Annotated in this window: 17 protein-coding genes and 1 tRNA gene; 12 read left to right on the forward strand and 6 right to left on the reverse strand. The window is 69.2% G+C overall.

All coding sequences use genetic code 11. From position 1 onward, the window contains the following. Positions 1-68 precede the first annotated feature (68 nt). From AB0I52_RS02025 to AB0I52_RS02060, 8 genes are all read left to right on the forward strand, one after another. Positions 69-803, forward strand: a complete 735-nt coding sequence (locus AB0I52_RS02025) for a YcnI family protein (RefSeq protein ID WP_363067991.1) — start codon at positions 69-71, stop codon at positions 801-803. A 77-nt stretch (positions 804-880) separates the two neighbouring features. Beyond that, positions 881-1,534 carry an SCO family protein gene (locus AB0I52_RS02030; protein WP_363067993.1) on the forward strand — a complete coding sequence of 218 codons (654 nt, stop codon included), beginning with the start codon at positions 881-883 and terminating at the stop codon, positions 1,532-1,534. After that, positions 1,531-1,980 (forward strand): copper chaperone PCu(A)C, encoded by a 450-nt coding sequence (locus AB0I52_RS02035; RefSeq protein ID WP_363067995.1) that lies wholly within the window; start codon positions 1,531-1,533, stop codon positions 1,978-1,980. Before AB0I52_RS02030 ends, AB0I52_RS02035 begins: the two co-directional genes overlap by 4 nt. Positions 1,981-1,994: 14 nt before the next feature. Then, positions 1,995-3,971 (forward strand): copper resistance protein CopC, encoded by a 1,977-nt coding sequence (locus AB0I52_RS02040; protein WP_363067997.1) that lies wholly within the window; start codon positions 1,995-1,997, stop codon positions 3,969-3,971. 8 nt (positions 3,972-3,979) lie between these two features. Then, positions 3,980-5,356 (forward strand): iron uptake transporter deferrochelatase/peroxidase subunit, encoded by a 1,377-nt coding sequence (gene efeB / locus AB0I52_RS02045; protein ID WP_363067999.1) that lies wholly within the window; start codon positions 3,980-3,982, stop codon positions 5,354-5,356. A 59-nt stretch (positions 5,357-5,415) separates the two neighbouring features. After that, on the forward strand, positions 5,416-6,351 hold the full coding sequence (gene pheA, locus AB0I52_RS02050) for a prephenate dehydratase (protein WP_363068001.1): 936 nt from the start codon (positions 5,416-5,418) through the stop codon (positions 6,349-6,351). Positions 6,352-7,006: 655 nt separating this feature from the next. Next, positions 7,007-8,296, forward strand: coding sequence for a serine--tRNA ligase (gene serS / locus AB0I52_RS02055; protein ID WP_363068003.1), 1,290 nt, complete (start codon positions 7,007-7,009; stop codon positions 8,294-8,296). Next, positions 8,293-9,114, forward strand: coding sequence for an HAD family hydrolase (locus AB0I52_RS02060; protein WP_363068004.1), 822 nt, complete (start codon positions 8,293-8,295; stop codon positions 9,112-9,114). The genes serS and AB0I52_RS02060 overlap by 4 nt, the downstream gene beginning before the upstream one ends. A gap of 2 nt (positions 9,115-9,116) precedes the next feature. Here AB0I52_RS02060 and AB0I52_RS02065 read toward each other — a convergent pair. The 6 genes from AB0I52_RS02065 to AB0I52_RS02090 form a co-directional block, all read right to left on the reverse strand. Continuing rightward, positions 9,117-9,203: transfer RNA gene (locus AB0I52_RS02065), tRNA-Ser, on the reverse strand. Positions 9,204-9,478: 275 nt separating this feature from the next. Beyond that, the gene (locus AB0I52_RS02070; protein WP_363068006.1) at positions 9,479-10,174 is read right to left on the reverse strand and encodes a hypothetical protein; all 696 of its coding nucleotides are present in this window, start codon (positions 10,172-10,174) and stop codon (positions 9,479-9,481) included. Between the two features lie 297 nt (positions 10,175-10,471). Further along, positions 10,472-11,191 (reverse strand): ABC transporter permease, encoded by a 720-nt coding sequence (locus AB0I52_RS02075; protein WP_363068008.1) that lies wholly within the window; start codon positions 11,189-11,191, stop codon positions 10,472-10,474. 30 nt (positions 11,192-11,221) lie between these two features. Further along, positions 11,222-12,133: an ABC transporter ATP-binding protein gene (locus AB0I52_RS02080; protein WP_363068010.1), complete on the reverse strand. Its 912-nt coding sequence runs from the start codon at positions 12,131-12,133 to the stop codon at positions 11,222-11,224. Next, positions 12,130-13,038, reverse strand: a complete 909-nt coding sequence (locus tag AB0I52_RS02085; RefSeq protein ID WP_363068011.1) for an ABC transporter permease — start codon at positions 13,036-13,038, stop codon at positions 12,130-12,132. The genes AB0I52_RS02080 and AB0I52_RS02085 overlap by 4 nt, the downstream gene beginning before the upstream one ends. Next, positions 13,028-14,062, reverse strand: coding sequence for an ABC transporter ATP-binding protein (locus AB0I52_RS02090; RefSeq protein ID WP_363068012.1), 1,035 nt, complete (start codon positions 14,060-14,062; stop codon positions 13,028-13,030). The genes AB0I52_RS02085 and AB0I52_RS02090 overlap by 11 nt, the downstream gene beginning before the upstream one ends. Positions 14,063-14,332: 270 nt before the next feature. On the opposite strand from AB0I52_RS02090, the gene AB0I52_RS02095 reads away from it, so the two are divergent. The 4 genes from AB0I52_RS02095 to AB0I52_RS02110 all read left to right on the forward strand — a co-directional run bounded on the left by AB0I52_RS02095 (position 14,333) and on the right by AB0I52_RS02110 (position 18,621). Further along, a complete protein-coding gene (locus AB0I52_RS02095) occupies positions 14,333-15,184 on the forward strand; it encodes a M24 family metallopeptidase (RefSeq protein WP_363068013.1) in 852 nt (283 codons plus the stop codon). Then, a complete protein-coding gene (locus AB0I52_RS02100) occupies positions 15,181-16,962 on the forward strand; it encodes an SDR family oxidoreductase (RefSeq protein ID WP_363068015.1) in 1,782 nt (593 codons plus the stop codon). The genes AB0I52_RS02095 and AB0I52_RS02100 overlap by 4 nt, the downstream gene beginning before the upstream one ends. Continuing rightward, on the forward strand, positions 16,959-17,921 hold the full coding sequence (locus AB0I52_RS02105) for a MerR family transcriptional regulator (RefSeq protein WP_363068017.1): 963 nt from the start codon (positions 16,959-16,961) through the stop codon (positions 17,919-17,921). Before AB0I52_RS02100 ends, AB0I52_RS02105 begins: the two co-directional genes overlap by 4 nt. 157 nt (positions 17,922-18,078) lie before the next feature. Further along, on the forward strand, positions 18,079-18,621 hold the full coding sequence (locus tag AB0I52_RS02110; RefSeq protein ID WP_363068019.1) for an RNA 2'-phosphotransferase: 543 nt from the start codon (positions 18,079-18,081) through the stop codon (positions 18,619-18,621). Positions 18,622-18,671 lie beyond the last annotated feature (50 nt).

The following is an 18,671-nucleotide window of genomic DNA, read 5'->3' on the forward strand; positions in this document are numbered from 1 at the left end:
TCGCGATGCCGTCGCGCACCCGCGCGGCGGAGCACCTTTCCTTCGTGCTTTGTGGAGTGATCCCTGACATGAACGTTTCCCGCATCGCCCTCGCCGGCGGCGTCGCCGCGTCCACCGTGCTGATCCTCGCCGGTACGGCCTCCGCCCACGTCAGCGTCCAGCCGCAGGGCGAGGCCGCCAAGGGCGGTTACGCCGTCATCAACTTCAAGGTCCCCAACGAGCGCGACGACGCCGCGACGACCAAGCTCGAGGTCAACTTCCCGACCGACCACCCGCTGGCCTCCGTCCAGCCGCAGGCGGTCCCCGGCTGGAAGATCGACGTCACCACGAGCAAGCTGGCCAAGCCGCTCGACATGCACGGCAAGAAGATCAACGAGGCCGTCTCCAAGGTCACCTGGACCGCGGACGGCGGCAAGATCGAGCCCGGCCGCTTCCAGCAGTTCCCGCTCTCCGTCGGCCAGCTCCCCGAGAACGCCGACCAGCTGGTGTTCAAGGCCGTCCAGACGTACGACAACAAGGAAGTCGTCCGCTGGATCGAGGAGCAGAAGGACGGGGCCGAAGAGCCCGAGAGCCCCGCTCCGGTCCTCAAGCTGACGGCTGCCACCGACGACGCGCACGGCGCCGCGGCCGCCGGCTCCGACGACAAGAACGCTGCCGCGGACCAGGCGAAGGACGAGACGACGACGGCTTCGGCGTCCTCCTCCAGCGACACCACGGCCCGCGTCCTCGGCATCGTCGGCATCGTCATCGGCGTCGCCGGTGTCGCCTTCGGCGTCCTGGCCGGCCGTCGCCGCACCGTCTGACCCTCCACAAGGTCCGATAGCCGCACCCCTACTACCCGCCCCACCCGCCCCACCGACCCACCAGGAATCAGTGCTCCATGGTTAAGAAGTCTGTGCTGGCCGCGGCGCTCGTCGCCGCGGCCGCGCTCACCCTGTCCGCCTGCGGCGGCAGTGACAACGACGGCAAGAAGCCGATCGCCGACGTCTCGATGGAGACGAAGACCAAGGCCGCGACGGTGCTCGACGTTCCGTTCACCAAGCCGAACCTCGTCCTGACCGACACCCACGGCAAGAAGTACGACCTGCGCGAGAAGACCAAGGGCAAGCCGACGCTCATCTACTTCGGCTACACCGAATGCCCCGATGTCTGCCCGCTCATCATGAGCAACATCGCGATCGCCAAGAAGTCCCTCCCCGAGGCCGACCGGGACAAGCTCCAGGTCGTCTTCGTCACGACCGACCCGGAACGGGACACCCCGTCCTCGCTGGGCAGCTGGCTCAAGTCCCAGGACCCGGCCTTCATCGGTCTCACCGGCGACTTCCCCACCATCCAGGCGGGCGCCCGGCAGATCGGCATCGGTATAGACGCGCCGAAGAAGGAGAAGGACGGCACGGTCATCTCGATGCACGGCTCGCAGGTCATGGCGTTCTCCCCGAAGACCGACAAGGGGTACGCGCTGTACAGCGAGGACACCACGCCCGACGACTACGCCAAGGACCTCCCCAAGATCATCAAGGGGGAGAAGCCGTGAACCGCCGGACCACCCTCGCCGGCGTTCTGGCCCTCTCCACGGGTCTGACGCTGGCGGGGTGCTCCTCCCCGGGCAGCGAGCCGGAGCTGAAGGTCATCGGCGCGTTCATGCCGCAGCCCGTCAACGACATGGCGGCCGCCTTCCTCGTCGTGCAGAACAGCGGCGGCAGTTCCGACCGGCTCACCTCTGTCACCAGCCCGCTCTCGGACGACGTCACGATCCACGAGACGAAGAACCAGGCGATGCGGATGGTGACGTCCTTCGCGGTACCCGCGGGCGGTGAGCTGGACCTGGAACGCGGTGGAAACCACATCATGTTCATGAAGCTCAAGCAGCAGCCCAAGCAGGGCGAGAAGGTGTCCATGGAGCTGCACTTCGAGAAGGCCGGCCCCATCAAGGTCGACCTTCCCGTGAAGGAGACCACCCACAACCCGAAGAAGCAGTGAGGGACTGACAGACCATGACAGCCACCGCCCCGCACTTCGGGCCGCCCCCGTCCGTATCCGCCATACGCCGGCCGCTCGCCGCGGCCGGACTCCTCGCCGCTCTCGTCGGCGTGGTGTTCGGTCTGCTGCTGGCGGTCGCGGGTCCCGCGTCGGCTCACGCCGCGCTCACCGGGAGCGATCCGCAGGACGGGGCGGTGGTCGACACCGCACCCAAGCAGGTCACGCTGACCTTCTCCGAGCAGGTCGCCGTGGGCGAGGGCTCCATCCGGGTCCTGGACCCCAACGGCAAGCGCGCCGACACCGAGGCCGCCCCGCTCGATCTGCACAGCGGCTCCACCGTGAAATACGGCGTCGCCCTGCACACCGGCCTGCCCGACGGCACGTACACCGTCGCCTGGCAGGCCGTCTCCGCCGACAGTCATCCGGTCTCCGGCGCCTTCACCTTCTCCATCGGCGCCCCTTCCGAGACCAGCGTCGCCCTCCCGGACAACGAGGCCGGGGGCGGCCTCGTCGGCGCCCTCTACGGGATCGCGCGCTACGCCGCGTACGCCGGTTTCATCGTGCTCGCGGGCGGCGCCGCCTTCGTGCTGGCCTGCTGGCAGCGCGGGGCGGGCGCGCGCCCGCTGCAACGCCTCGTGGTGCGCGGCTGGATGACCATCACCGCGGCCACTCTCGCCATGCTGCTGCTGCGCAACCCCTACACCGGTTCCGGGAAGCTCGCGGACGCCTTCGACCTCGACGGGCTGAAGGCGGTCCTCGACACGAAGCCCGGCGCCGCACTCGTCTCGCGGCTGCTGCTGCTCGGCGCCAGTGCGCTGTTCGTCGCCGTGCTGTTCGGGGCGTACGCGAAGCGCGAGGACGAGCGCGAGAAGAAGGACCTCACCTTCGGCCTCGCCATCGGCGGCGCGGTCATCGCCGCCGGGATCGCCGGGACCTGGGCCCTCGCCGAGCACGCGTCGACCGGCATCCAGCCGGGGATCGCCATGCCGGTCGACGTACTACATCTGCTGGCCGTGGCGACCTGGCTGGGCGGGCTCGCGGCCCTGCTGGTCGCGCTGTACCGCACCCCCGACGTCACCGCCGACGCGGTACGGCGCTTCTCCCGGATCGCGTTCGGCAGTGTCCTCGTGGTCGCCGCCACCGGGATCTACCAGTCCTGGCGCCAGCTCGGCTCCTGGTCCGCGCTGACCGACACCGGGTACGGGCAGCTGCTGCTCGTGAAGGTGGGGTTCGTCGCGGTCCTCGTCGGGGTCGCATCGTTCTCACGCCGGTGGACGGGAAGGCTGGCGACCGGCACGGGGGAGGCGGCTGCGGCACCGGTGGCGGAGGTGGAGGCCGAGACCGAAGCCACTGCCGAGAACGAAGCCGAGGCCGAGGCCGAGGCCACGTCCACGTCCGAGCCGGAGGCGCAGGACCCGGCGCGGGCCGTCCAGCTCGCCCGCCAGAAGGCCGCCGTGGCAACCGCCGAGAAGAAGAGGGTGCGTGATGCCGACCCCGACCGCTCCGGCCTCCGCCGCTCGGTACTGGCCGAAGTCGGCGTCGCGGTGGCTCTGCTGGCGGTGACCACCATCCTGACCTCGACCGAGCCCGGCCGTACCGAGGAGGAGGCGGCCCGTACGTCGAACGCGGCCGCCGCCCCCGCGGCGAGCGGCCCCGTCAACCTCACGCTGCCTTTCGACACCGGCGGCGAGAACGGCAAGGGCACGGTCCGGATGGACATCGACCCAGGCCGTACCGGAACCAATGTGCTCCACATCTGGATCGACGACGCCAACGGGAAGGCCATGGACGTCCCCGAGGTGAAGCTCGCCCTCACCCTGAAGTCCAAGGACATCGGCCCCCTTCCGGTGGTCCCGGTCCGGCTGGCCGAGGGGCACTGGACATTCACCGGTGTCCAGATCCCGATAGCGGGCGACTGGAACGTCTCGGCGACCGTGCGGACGTCGGACATCGACCAGACGACAGTGGACAAGAACGTGAAGATCGGCTGAGCAGGATCGTGAACGGAAACACTTCGAACCCTTCAAGCAGCTCAAGCAGCTCAAGCAGCTCAACCGGCTCACGCGCCGGGAACAGGAGGACCAGCAGCGACGCCGGGACAAGTCCCGGCCCCGGTACCGCCGGTGCCCTCTCCCGGCGGCGGCTGCTCGGCACCGCGGGCGTGGCCGGGGCCACCGGGCTGGTGCTCGGGGCGGCCGGCGGTGCGGCCGGCTACGCCACGACGCGGGACGAGGCGCCGGCCGCGCTGACCTCCGTCGGCTCCTCCAAGGTGATGTTTCACGGGAAACATCAGCCGGGGATCACCACCCCGCTCCAGGCGAGCGGCCACCTCATCGCCTTCGACCTGACCCCCGGCGCCGGCCGGAAGGAGGCGGCCGCCCTGATGCGCCGCTGGTCCACCGCCGCGCAGCGGCTGATGGCCGGCGAGCCCACCGCCGGTGGCGCGGCGGACGGCACGGGACACGACACCGGCATCGCGCTGGATGCCGGCCCGTCCTCGCTGACCGTCACCTTCGGCTTCGGCGCCACCTTCTTCGAACGCACGGGCCTGGTCGGCCGCCGGCCACCGGGACTCGACCCGCTGCCGCCGTTCTCCGCCGACCGCCTCGACACCGCCCGCTCCAACGGCGATCTCTGGGTGCAGATCGGCGCCGACGACGCGCTCGTCGCGTTCCACGCGCTGCGGGCCGTACAGAAGGAGGCCGCTTCGACGGCCACCGTGCGCTGGCAGATGAACGGCTTCAACCGCACCCCCGGAGCCACCGCCAAGCCGATGACCGCCCGCAATCTGATGGGCCAGGTCGACGGCACCGGTAATCCGAAACCGGCCGACAGCGACTTCGATCACCGTGTCTTCGTCCCGTCCGGCGCCGATGACGCGACGTACGCATGGCTGGCCGGCGGCTCGTACGCGGTCGTCCGGCGGATCAGGATGCTGCTCGACGACTGGGAGAAGCTCCCGGTCGACGGTCAGGAACGGGTCATCGGCAGGCGCAAGTCGGACGGTGCCCCCCTGAGCGGCGGCACCGAAACCACCGACATGGATCTCGACAAGGCGGGCCCCGACGGCAAACTCCTGATCCCCGACAACGCCCACGCCCGGATCTCCTCCCCCGACCGCAACAGCGGAGCGGCCATGCTCCGCCGCCCGTTCTCGTACCACGACGGCATCGCCGCGGACGGCACCCCGGACGCCGGGCTGCTGTTCATCTGCTGGCAGGCGGATCCGCTGCGGGGCTTCGTGCCGGTGCAGCGCAAACTCGACCGGGGAGACGCCCTGTCGCCGTTCCTCCGCCACGAGGCGAGCGGCCTCTTCGCGGTGCCGGGCGGTGCGGCGGCCGGGGAGTACGTGGGGCAGCGGTTGTTGGAATCCTGAGCCAATACGGCGCATTGATCGTGGAGTCCTGAGCCACCACCGCGCATTAGGGTGACGGTATGTCCGCCACGCGCTACGCCTATCTCGGCCCCGAAGGCACCTTCACCGAGGTCGCCCTCCGTACGCTCCCGGAAGCCGCCACCCGTGAGCTCGTCCCGATGGTCTCCGTGCCGGCGGCCCTGGACGCGGTGCGGAACGGCACGGCCGCCGCGGCACTCGTACCGATCGAGAACTCCGTCGAGGGCGGCATCACCACCACCCTCGACCAGCTGACCAGCGGTGAACCGCTGATGATCTACCGCGAGGTGCTGCTCTCCATCACCTTCGCGCTGCTCGTACGCCCCGGTACCAAGCTGTCCGACGTCAAGACGGTCACCGCTCACCCGGCCGCGCAGCCGCAGGTACGCAACTGGATGGCCGCCCATCTCCCGCAGGCCGTATGGGAGTCGGCGGCGTCCAACGCGGACGGTGCGCGGCTGGTGCAGGAAGGGCGGTACGACGCCGCCTTCGCCGGTGAGTTCGCCGCGGCGACGTACGGGCTCGAACCGCTGGTGACCGAGATCCACGACGCGGAGAACGCCCAGACCCGTTTCGTGCTGGTGGGCCGCCCGGCCCGGCCGGCGGCGCCGACCGGTGCGGACAAGACGTCGGTGGTCATCTGGCTGGGCGACGACCATCCCGGTGCGCTGCTCGAACTGCTCCAGGAGTTCGCGGTGCGCGGGGTGAACCTGATGCTGATCCAGTCCCGGCCGACGGGCGCGGGCATCGGGAACTACTGCTTCGCGGTGGACGCCGAGGGGCACATCTCCGACCGCCGCGTGGGCGAGGCACTGATGGGGCTGAAGCGGATCTGCCCGAACGTCCGCTTCCTCGGCTCGTATCCGCGGGCCGGAGTGACACCGGCGGAGGTGCGCCCGTTGCGTGCCGGTACGTCGGACGCGGAGTTCACGGTGGCCTCGGACTGGCTGGCCCGGAACCTGGACGGGCGGGCCTGACGCGGCCCTCGGCCCGTCGCTCCCCGACCCGCCCCCGTACGCCCGCGTGGCCTCGCACCCTGCGTTTCCGTGCCTTCCGCGCCCGCCCTTCCGTGCGCCCGCCCCTCCAGTGCGATCAGCGGATTTTCGGCACCGGAAAAGTTATCCACAGGGGTGAGTCTCGACCTGGGGACAAGTCGACACCGCAATGCGACATGGTCGACAAATCTCCCCAGTTCACTCAGATCCATCCACAGACCAGCAGGATGTCCGGTGTCACCCCAATTCCGTTGATCAACTCTTTAGAGCGAGCAATTCCCACCCGAACGAGCGTGCAGGGTGGGTTTGAAGCGGGATTCCATGAGCCTTCGCGCCGCTTTCGGAATGATCTCCCCCATGTCCACAGATCTTCCACACAGCCTGTGGATAACTTCCGGGAATTGCCTCTCCCTGTGGACAAGCGACGACCAACTCCCCTTCCAGGCAAGGCCGATACGTCAAGATCCATGAACCCTTCTGCCCCATTTAGGGGAATAGGGCCTCTTTATTGACGATGAGACCCGAGCGCTTGCCGTGGATCCCTCCCCAGCATTACCAATACCGGCAATTCGGGCAAAGTGACACGCTTGTCAATATCGGTTCGAGCTACGGAAGCCGACACCGGTAGCCTGGAGGGGTGATTGACCTTCGCCTGCTTCGTGAGGACCCCGACCGTGTTCGCGCCTCCCAGCGCGCCCGTGGAGAGGACGTCGCACTCGTCGACGCCCTTCTCTCCGCCGACGAGCGGCGCAGGTCGTCCGGGGTTCGGTTCGACGAACTCCGTTCCGAGCAGAAATCGCTCGGCAAGCTCATCCCCAAGGCCTCTCCGGAGGAGCGCGCCGAGCTCCTGAAGAAGGCCGAGCAGCTCAAGGCCGACGTCAAGGCGGCCGACGTGACACAGGGCGAGGCCGACGAGGAGACCAAGAGCCTGCTGCTGCGGCTCGGCAACATCGTCCACGAGGACGTGCCGGTCGGCGGCGAGGAGGACTTCGTCGTCCTGGAGACGCACGGCACCATCCGCGACTTCGGTGCCGAGGGCTTCGAGCCCAAGGACCACCTGGAGCTCGGCGAGGCGCTCGGCGCGATCGACATGGAGCGCGGCGCCAAGGTGTCCGGCTCGCGCTTCTACTACCTGACGGGCGTCGGCGCACTGCTGGAGCTGGCCCTCGTCAACGCGGCGATCGCCCAGGCCACCGAGGCCGGCTTCATCCCGATGCTCACCCCGGCGCTGGTCCGCCCGCGCGCCATGGAGGGCACCGGCTTCCTCGGCCAGGCCTCGGAGAACGTGTACCACCTGGAGAAGGACGACTTCTACCTGGTCGGCACCTCCGAGGTACCGCTCGCCGCGTACCACATGGACGAGATCATCGACGCGGACAAGCTGCCGCTGCGCTACGCCGGCTTCTCGCCGTGCTTCCGCCGCGAGGCCGGTACGTACGGCAAGGACACCCGCGGCATCTTCCGGGTCCACCAGTTCGACAAGGTCGAGATGTTCTCGTACGTCGACCCGGCGGATGCCCAGGCCGAGCACCAGCGGCTGCTGGACTGGGAGAAGCAGTGGCTCACCGCTCTCGGGCTGCCCTTCCAGGTGATCGATGTCGCCACCGGCGACCTGGGGGCCTCGGCCTCCAGGAAGTTCGACTGCGAGGCGTGGATCCCGACCCAGGGCAAGTACCGCGAGCTGACCTCCGCGTCCAACTGCGACGGTTTCCAGGCACGCCGGCTGTCCGTCCGGATGCGTGAGACCCGCGACGGCAAGAAGGTGCTCAAGCCGCTGTCCACGCTGAACGGCACGCTCTGCGCCGTACCGCGCACCATCGTGGCGATCCTGGAGAACCACCAGCTGGCCGATGGTTCGGTACGGGTGCCCGACGTGCTCCGTCCGTACCTGGGCGGGCGTGAAGTCCTGGAGCCGGTCGCCAAGTGACCTTCCCCTACAAGCTCGTCGCGACCGACCTCGACGGCACCCTGCTGCGCGAGGACCACACGGTCTCCGGGCGCACACGCGAGGCACTGGCCGCGGTCACCGCGGCCGGTGCGGCGCACATCATCGTCACCGGCCGCGCGGTCCCGTGGACCCGGCACATCCTGGATGATTTGGGCTACGAGGGCCTGACGGTCTGCGGCCAGGGCGCGCAGGTCTACCACGCGGGCGAGCGCAAGCTGCTGACCTCGCTGACGCTGGACCGGCAGCTCGCCGGTCTCGCGCTGTCCAAGATCGAGGCGGAGGTCGGCCCGCTGGCGATGGCGGCCAGCCGCGACGGGCTGGACGGCGAGGTGCTGGTCGGTCCGGGCTACCGCGTGCAGGAGGGGCCACTGCCGGCCCTCTTCGTCCAGGACCCGGCCGAGATGTGGGCGGCCCCGCTCAACAAGGTGTACATCCAGCACCCGGATCTGGACGACGACGCACTGGCGAAGGCCGCGCGGGCGGCGGTCGGCAATCTGGTCGACGTGGTCATGGCCGGCCCTGGGGTCGTGGAGATCCTGCCGCTCGGGCTCAGCAAGGCCACCGGCCTCTCGCTGGCCGCGCGCCGGCTGGGGGTGAAGGCGGCGGACACGATCGCCTTCGGTGACATGCCGAACGACATCCCGATGTTCGCCTGGTCACGGCACGGCGTGGCGATGGCCAACGCGCACGAGGACCTGAAGGCCGTGGCCAACGAGGTCACCGCGTCGAACGAGGACGACGGGATCGCCGTGGTGCTGGAGCAGCTGCTCCAACGGTCTTCGGGGCCGGCTGCCTGAGGCGGAGGATGCGCGGATCGAACGCGCGCGGGGTTTTGTCCCCGACGACGGCTCAGCAAGCCGCTGCCTTACCACTCGGCCAATCCTCCGGGGGAGGGCGGCCGCGCGCGATGCGCATGAAACGGCCGCCCCGGCGTGCTGCTCGAAGCGGCTCGGCGGAGCAGTCGGCGACTACTCCGCGGCCCGCTCGGGCACGCCCTGCTGGGAGCTCGACGGACTCGGACTGTCGGTCATCGCCGCGCTCCTCTCCCGGTCTGTGGTGCGGTTCCCGCGGGTGCCGTACCGCCTACTGTGCCGCGCACCTGATGTCCGGTGCCACCCATTTACGGGCGGCGGGTGCGGGTGGGCACGGACATCAGGGTTCTCAGCGGCTCCTGTTGCGGCGGCTCAGATCCTTCAGACCCCGCACGAACTCGTCCATCCGCCCGTCGAGCCGGACGATGTCCTCGGACACCCCGCCCAGCCGCACGCTCATGGCACCGACCACCTGCTGTGTGACCTCAAGCCTCCGGTCGAGGCTGTCGAGCCGGAACGACATCCGGTTGAGGACCGGTCCCAGTTCCTGGAGAGCGGTGCCGACCCCGGCCAGGCAGCTTTCGACCCGGGTGACGCGGTGTTCGAGCGAGGCGTATCCCGCCCGCAGGTCCTGCTCGGCGTCGAGGAGGTACGTACGGACGCAGCGTGCGATGTCGCTGTCGCGGAGCAGCATCGCGACGTTGAGCACGGTCCTGCGGGTGTAGAGACGGAGCTGTGTGGCCGCCTGTGGATAACTTTCCGCTTGCTCGTCTCCCCATAGCGACACCATGTCGCTATGGAAAGAGCGCAGCTCAGAGCCTCGCAGCACACGCATCCCATTCTCGATGAGCTCGCTCTGATGGCGATCGGTGAGCCTCCTGACCGAGGCTGTGGATACTTCGAAGTAACGAGCCACCTCCTCGGTGCGGACATGGATTCCGTCCGGGAGCATGACAAGGCTCTTCACCTTGTCGAGAGCGTCGACGCGCTCCATCTGCTCGACGCGCAGCGCGCGCGATTCGAGCAGGGCGATTTCCGTGGGCATGAGCATGCCTTCCGATCGTGAAAGCGACGGGGGGACAGCCCTCTCCCCGGGCTCAAGGGGCGGAGGACGCTCACAGGTGCCACGTACTCAATGGCCGACCCTTGAGATATCGCCCGTAGGCGTGTCCCACGGCATCGGCATTCCCTGAATTCACGAAAGCTCGACGTCACGGATTCCAGTTGCCTCCACGCATCCGGAACAACGAACCGATATCCGTACAGTTACGCGTAATACTGTCCGACATGCGACAACCCCCGCCCATCGGACGGGGGTTGTCGCATCGCAGGGTCTCTGTGCTCACTCCTCGCCGGCGAGCTTCAGGGTGCGCAGCTTCTGGCCCGCGTACCAGGTCGCCGCCACGGTGACCACGATCAACAGGACCGTCGCGAGCGGCAGTCCGACGTCGGACGTGATCGCGCCGCCCCCGCCGACCTTCTCGGCCAGCGCGAGCGACCACTGCTGGACGCTCAGCGTGCGCGCACCGGAGACCAGGCTGCCGAAGAGGGCCTCCCACACCAGCGCGTAGACGAGTCCGAGGACCACCGCGTGCCGGCTGATCGTGCCCAGGAGCAGGAACATCGCGCTGTAGGCGATCGAGGCGACCAGGGCGGCGATCGTGTAGGCCACCGCGATCTGCTGGCCGTTGCCGTTGAGGATCAGGCCGGCGATCAGGGTCGGCACCGCCGAGAACACCATCGTCACGGCGATGGCCACGATCAGCTTGGTGAAGATGATCGTCGGCCGCGTCACCGGCTTGGCCAGCAGATAGACGATCGAGCCGTCGTCGATCTCCGGACCGATGGCCCCGGTTCCGGCGATCACGCCGATCAGCGGCACCATGGTGGCGATGGCGAAGCCGCCCAGCACATCCGAGGCGACCTGGTCATCGGCCCCGGCGAACATCCGTACCGCCACCGCGATGATCACCAGCAGTGCGGGCAGGATGAAGAGGATGGCGGCCCGGCGCCGGCCGAGCAGGGCCCGGTAGGTGAGCCGGGCGACTGTGGGGTCGTACATGACGCTTCACAGCTCCTTATCGGCCACTACTCAGGCCGCTACGAGATAGGAAAAGACCGATTCGAGGGATTCGTCGGACGGCGAAACGGTCAGGAGCCGGATGCCCTGCGCCCGTGCCACCTTCGGAAGCAGCGTGGTGAAGCGTCCGAAGTCGACCGCCTGGATGCGCAGGGCGTTCTCGCTCAGGTCCACTTCGATCCCGGCAGTCGACGGGTCGGCGATGAGCGCGGCGGCGAGCGCGCGGTCGTCGCTGGACCGTACGAGATAACGATGCGGGCGGTCCGTCATCAGCCGGCGGATCTTCCGGAAGTCGCCGGACGCGGCGTGCCGTCCGGCCACGATCACCTCGATGTGCGAGGCGAGTTGCTCGACCTCTTCGAGGATGTGGGAGGAGAAAAGGACCGTGCGGCCCTCTTCTCCCATCCGTCGCAGCAGTTCCATCAGTTGCATCCGCTGGCGCGGGTCCATCCCGTTGAACGGCTCGTCGAGCAGCAGCACGGACGGGTCGTGGACCAGGGCCGAGGCCATCTTGACGCGCTGGCGCATGCCCTTGCTGTACGTCGAGATCTTGCGGTCCTGCGCGTACTCCATCTGGACCGTGGCCAGCGAGACGGCCGCCTCGGCATCGCCGAGGCCGTGCAGTTCCGCGTTGGCGACCACGAACTCGCGGCCGGTCAGGAAGTCGTACATGCCCTCCCGCTCGGGCACGATGCCGATCTCCCGGTACACGGCTTCGTTGCGCCAGATCGCCTTGCCGTCGAGCGTGACGGTTCCCGTGGACGGGGCGAGGAATCCGGCCATCATGTTGATCAGCGTGGACTTGCCCGCGCCGTTGGGGCCCAGCAGTCCGGTGACGCCCGGCCCCACGGTCATGCTGACGTCGTTGACGGCGACCACATTGCCGAACCAGCGGGAGGTGTGGTCGATCTCGATGGTGGTCACAGCCCGACCCTCCGGTAGCGGCGCATCAGTACGGCGTACGAGCCGGCGACGAGCGCGAGAACAACGATCAGATAGACCACTCCGGCACCGGCCCCCGGGCCTTCCCCTCCGGGGAAGGCGGAGGTGGCTCCGAGGAACGCGGTCTGCACACCGTCGATCAGCGTGATCGGGGAGAACAGCCCCAGCCACGGGACGGCTCCGGTGGACCCCGTCGACCAGGCGATGCCCTGGACGGTGGAGACCGCACCGTAGGAGATGGTGAGTACGGCGATCACGGCGGCGACGCCGAAGCCCCGACGCGGGGTGAGCGCGGCCATCACCAGACCGAGGCCGGCGAAGAGCACGGAGAGCAGCGCCACCGACACCATTCCCTGGGCGAACCACTTGGTCTGGTCGCCGAAGTCGAACTTCGCCAGCAGTGCGCCGGCGTAGAGGATGACGAGCGGCGCGCCGGTGAGTACGAAGAGCGCGGAGGCCATGGCGGCGAACTTGGCGATGACGTAGTCGCCGCGCTCGATCGGCCGGGAGAAGTACAGCGGCACGCTCTTGAATCGAAGGTCCCTGGAGACCGACTGCGGTGCCTGCGAGGCGAGGAACAGCCCGATGACCGCCTGGAGGAAGATCGCGTAGGAGGTGTACTTGACCGGCAGCTTCGTCGAGTCGGGGATGTTGATGGCCACCGCCACGATGATCGCCGCCACCAGGCACATCACGCCGAACAGCAGCATGGGCAGCACCTTGGACTTGACCGAACGGCCGAGCCCGAAGGAACCGCGCAGGGACTGCGAGTAGAGGGAGCGGCGGGCGTAGGCCCGGCCGAGGCGCGGGCCGTCGTAGGCGCGGTAGCCGATGTTGTGGATCCGGGAGGTGTCGCTCCCGGTCGCGGCGCCGGTCTCAGTGCTCATCGCTACCGCTCCCCTTCTGCTGTACGGCCCCGGCGGCCACGGGCGCGGTCTGCGCCACGACCTGCGCCGCCGGTGCCTCTTCGGTACGGAAGACCTCGGCGATGTGGTGGCGTCGCTGTTCCATCCGGACGAGACCGAGGCCCAGGCCGGCGACGCTGTCGCGGACGATGTCGTACGTCTCCTCGCCGGCCGCCTCGATCAGCAGGATGTGGCCCGCCCCCGGCAGCCCCTCCGTGTCCAGCCCGTCGAGACCCACCAGCTTGATCCCCGTGTCCGTGAGGGCACGGCGCAGCGCGCCGGTGCCGTCGGGGTGGGTGTCGCTGTCGGTGACCTCGACCGCGAGGGTCGTGGTGGTCTGGGTGAAGTCGCTGGTGGAGCTGGAGCGCAGCAGCGCTCCGCCGTCGATGACGACGACGTGGTCGCAGGTGCGTTCCAGTTCGCCCAGGAGGTGCGAGGTGACCAGGACCGAGATGCCGAAATCGGTGTGCACCCGCCGGATCAGGCTGAGCATCTCGTCGCGGCCGACCGGGTCGAGGCCGTTGGTCGGCTCGTCGAGGAGGACCAGCTGCGGGTCGTGGACCAGGGCCTGGGCCAGCTTCACCCGCTGTTTCATACCGGTCGAATAGCCGCCGATGGGGCGGTAGCGCTCCTCGTACAGGCCGACGTGGCGCAGGGTGTCCGCGGTGCGTTCGCGCGCCGCGGTGGGCGGAAGTCCGGACATCCGGGCCATGTGGACGACGAACTCGGTGGCCGAGACGTCGGGCGGCAGGCAGTCGTGCTCGGGCATGTAGCCGACCCGTTCCCGGATGGCGGCGCCGCTGGTCGAGACATCGAGCCCGAGCACCGCGGCCCGGCCCTCGGTGGCGGGAGACAGACCCAGCAGGATCTTGATCAACGTGGACTTGCCGGCTCCGTTGGCGCCCACCAGTCCGGTCACACCGGGGCCGATGTCCAAGGAGAGCCGGTCAAGCGCGGTTACCCGGGGGAACCGCTTGCTCAGGCTTTCGGTCGCAATGACAGTCACGTCATAGACGTTAGTGGCGCGGGCCACACCGGTCGTCAGACCTGGCGGCTGGATTCGCGTCAGACTCCAGATGTACGGACCCGTAGGGGGACCCCGTCAAGGAGGAGGCCGGCCCCTGACCCCGACCCTCTGGTCCCGGCCGTCGCACCGATGCTTCGCGGAGTTGTCCACAGGTCTCGCCCACCTCTTGACGTAGCCGCCGGACATTGTCACATTCATCAGTGTCACGTTACGGGCACGTACCGCACACGGCAGCGAACGGACGGTGGCATGGCCTCGCGAGTGAACGACGAACGAGCCCCTGATCTCCAGGGGTTCAGAGACGTGCAGCGTCTCGCGTACGCCTGCGCGGAAGCGGTCGCCGCCCGCCTGAAGCCGGGGGTGACCGAGCGGGACGCGGCCCGGATGCAGCGCGAGTGGCTGCGTCAGCGCGGGGTGCGGGACTGGTTCCATCTTCCCTTCGCCTGGTTCGGGGACCGCACGGCGTTCGCCGGTTTCAAGGTGCCGCTGCAGTTCTTCCCGACCGACCGGCAGCTGGAGCCGGGGATGCCGTTCATCCTCGACATGGCCCCGGTGTACAAGGGATTCACCGCGGACATCGGCTACTCCGGCTGCCTCGGGCTGAACCCCCTGCACGACAGGCTGCTCGCCGACCTGGAGGTCCACCGCGAGCTGATCCTGCGCGAGGTGCGCGAGCGGCGTCCGCTGCGCGAGATATACGAGGACGTCGAGCGCCTGATGATCAGGCAGGGCTACGCCAACCGGCACCGCGCTTACCCCTTCGGTGTCATCGCCCACAAGGTCGACCGGGTGGCCGAACACCGTTGGTCGCCGCAGGTGTTCGGGTTCGGCACCCAGTCGCTCAAGGGGCTGCTGAGTGACGCGGTCCACGGGCACCGGGACGGCTGGTCGCCGCTCTGGAGTCCGTACCGTTTCTCCGACCATCCTCCGCAGCCGGGTCTGTGGGCGGTCGAACCCCATCTCGGATTCCGGGGTACCGGCGCGAAGTTCGAGGAGATCCTGGTCGTCACCGACTCGCGGGACCCCGAGCAGAGCGCCTTCTGGCTGGACGACGATCTGCCGCATGTGCGGCGCTGGGCCGAGGAGAGGGTGGCGGCATGAGTCTGCGGGATCTGCCGGGGGCGCGCGAGCGCCGGGTGGCCACGGGCGGTATCGAGCTGTGCGTCGTCGAACTGGGCGAGGAGACGCGTCCGACGATCGTGCTCGTGCACGGCTACCCGGACAGCAAGGAGGTCTGGACACAGGTCGCCCGGCAGCTGGCCGGAGAGTGGCACGTCGTGCTGTACGACGTACGCGGTCACGGCGGTTCGACGGCGCCCGTCCCGCTGCGCGGCGGCTTCACCCTGGAGAAGCTGACCGACGACTTCCTGGCCGTGATCGACGCGGTGAGCCCGGACCGGCCGGTCCACGTGGTCGGGCACGACTGGGGCTCGGTCCAGGCCTGGGAGTTCGCGACGGTCAGCCGCACGGAGGGCCGGATCGCTTCCTTCACCTCGATGTCCGGCCCGTCCCTGGACCACTTCGGACACTGGATCAAGCAACGGATGGCCAGGCCCACTCCGCGCCGGGTGGGCCAGCTGCTGGGCCAGGGCGCCAAGTCCTGGTACGTGTACATGCTGCATACGCCGGTGCTGCCTGAGCTCGCCTGGCGCGGCCCGCTCGGCAAGCGGTGGCCCGGCATCCTGGAACGGCTGGAGAAGGTGCCGCCGGGCGACTACCCGACGGCGTCCCTGCCCGACGACGCGGCGCACGGAGCCTGGCTCTACCGCGACAACGTCCGGTCCCGGCTGCGCAGGCCCCGCACCGACGCCTACGCGCATGTGCCGGTCCAGCTGATCACACCGACCGGTGACATCTTCCTGTCGGAGCAGCTCTACGACGAACTCGAATCATGGGTGCCGCAGTTGACCCGCCGCTCGCTGCCGGCCAGGCACTGGGTGCCGCGCACCAGGCCCGACCAGCTGGCTTCCTGGATCAATGAGTTCGCCGCCGCCAACGAGGAGGCTCTGCAGGGCGGCGTCCCGGTGCGGGACACCGCGCCGAAGGGTGCGTACGCGGACCGGTTCGGCGGACAGCTCGTCCTGGTGACGGGCGCGGCCGGCGGCATCGGCCGGGCCACCGCCTTCGCCTTCGCGGAGGCGGGCGCCCGGGTGGTGGCCGTGGACCGGGATGCGGACGGTGCGGCCCGGACGGCGGAGCTGGCCCGGCTGATAGGGGCACCGGCCGCCTGGGCGGAGACGGTCGACGTCAGCGACGAGCAGGCCATGGAGAAGCTCGCGGAGAAGGTCGCCGCCGAGTACGGGATCGTCGACGTGCTGGTCAACAACGCGGGGATCGGGCTGTCCGGCTCGTTCCTGGAGACGACCACCGAGGACTGGAGGCACGTCCTCGACGTCAATCTCTGGGGTGTCATCCACGGCTGCCGGCTCTTCGGCAAGCAGATGGCCGAGCGCGGGCAGGGCGGTCACATCGTCAACACGGCCTCCGCTGCCGCGTATCAGCCGTCGCGCGCGCTTCCGGCGTACAGCACGTCGAAGGCCGCCGTGCTGATGCTCAGCGAATGTCTGCGCGCCGAGCTCGCCGAGAAGTCGATCGGGGTCAGCGCGGTCTGTCCCGGCATCGTCAACACGAACATCACCGCGACCACGCATTTCGCCGGGACCGGAGCGGCGGAGGAGCAGCGGCTGCGGAAACGGACGAGCAAGCTGTACGGGGTGCGCAACTACCCGCCGGAGAAGGTCGCCGAGGCGATCCTCCGGGCGGTCGTCCGCAACCAGGCCGTCGTCCCGGTGACGCCGGAGTCCCATGCCGCCCGGTTCCTGTCCCGGGTCAGCCCCGGGGCGCTGCGCGGCATCGCCCGGCTGAAGCCGCCGCTGTGAGCGGGCCGGGGCCGTCGTCGGCCGGGCGGGCGGGCACGGAGTACCGCATCGAGGACCTGGCGCACGCCAGCGGTGCCACGGTCCGCACGATCCGCGCCTACCAGGACCGCGGGCTGCTGCCGACCCCGGAGCGGCGGGGCCGGGCCAATGTGTACCGGGACACCCATCTCGCCCGGCTCCGGCAGATCGCCGGCCTGCTCGACCGCGGTTACACCCTGGCCAGCATCAAGGAGTTGCTGGAGGCGTGGGACACGGGCCGGGGGCTCGGCGGGGTGCTGGGGCTCGTCGCCGAGGTGCACGGGCCGTGGACCGACGAGCGGGCGGACCGGATCACACGGGCCGAGCTGGAGACGAAGTTCGGCGGCACCTCCGACGAGCAGGCCATCACCGAGGCGGTGGACCTCGGCGTGCTCGAACCAATCCCCGGACGTGACGACGAGTTCCTGGTGCCGAGCCCCCAAGAGCTCGCGGTCGCGGTGGAGTTGTACGCGACGGGCGTCCCGCTCAGCGCGATCTCCGGACATCTGAGGGAACTTCGGGGTCAGGTCGAACAGATAGCCTCCCGTTTCCTGGAGTTCACCACTGAGCACGTTTTCGCCCGCTATCTCGGCCATCGGCCGCCGACGGACGCGGACGCGGCCGAGGCCGCCTCGATGGTGCGCAGGCTCCGTCCGCTCGCCCAGCAGACGGTGGACGCCGAACTCGCCCGTGCGATGCGGACGTTCGCGACGCGTCACCTGGAGCACCATCTCACCGCGGAGGAGCCCTTCACCTCGGGTTCCGTGGCGCATCCGCCGGTGCCGGTGGCCCTGCCGCCCGCGACAATCTCGGCAGTGGAACGGCTGGTTGGCCGGGAACACGCCTCCGCCTTTGTCACCGCAGCCGCTGAACGTGAGGTACAAGCACGAACATTGGACGCTCTTGCCTCATCTCACGCCAACACGGAGCAAATTGACTAAATAGGCTAAATCGCACACCACTTGTCCACAGAATCGCCAAATTACCTGTGGATAACCCGAGTTGGCTGTGGATCAAACCTGTGGACGAAAATTGCTGCTGTGAATCCCGAGGAGAATCCGGATGCGCCGGAGACCGCGTCGCGGGCACTCTGGACGGATGGATGAAAGACGCGCCGTCAAGGTGTCGAAGTACCTCTCGAAGCACCTGCGGCATCAACCCGAACGGATCGGCCTCCAGCTCGACGCACACGGCTGGGTGACCATCGACGAGCTGCTCCGGGCCACAGCCCGCCACCGCTTCCCGCTCACCCGCGCCGAGCTCGACCATGTCGTCGCCGCCAACGACAAGCAGCGCTTCGCCGTCGAGGGCGGCCGCATCCGGGCGAGCCAGGGACACACCGTCGACGTGGACCTGGACCTGCCGCCGGCCGAGCCGCCCGCGTACCTCTATCACGGTACGGTCGGCCGGTTCCTGGACGCGATCCGGAGCGAGGGCCTGCGGCCGATGAACCGCACCCACGTCCACCTCTCGCCGGACCGTGAGACGGCGACCCGCGTCGGGGCCCGGCGCGGCCGGCCCGTCGTGCTGTCGGTGGACACCGGCGCGATGCACCTGGCCGGTCACACCTTCCGCGTCAGCGCCAACGGGGTCTGGCTCACGACCGCGGTGCCCCCGGAGTTCCTGCGCCTGCCCGGCTGACCCGGAGCAATCCCCCACCCGGATGCCCGCGAAGCCTGCGCTCGTACGGC

The sequence above is a fragment of the Streptomyces sp. NPDC050423 genome, from assembly GCF_040655445.1.
Lineage (GTDB): Bacteria > Actinomycetota > Actinomycetes > Streptomycetales > Streptomycetaceae > Streptomyces.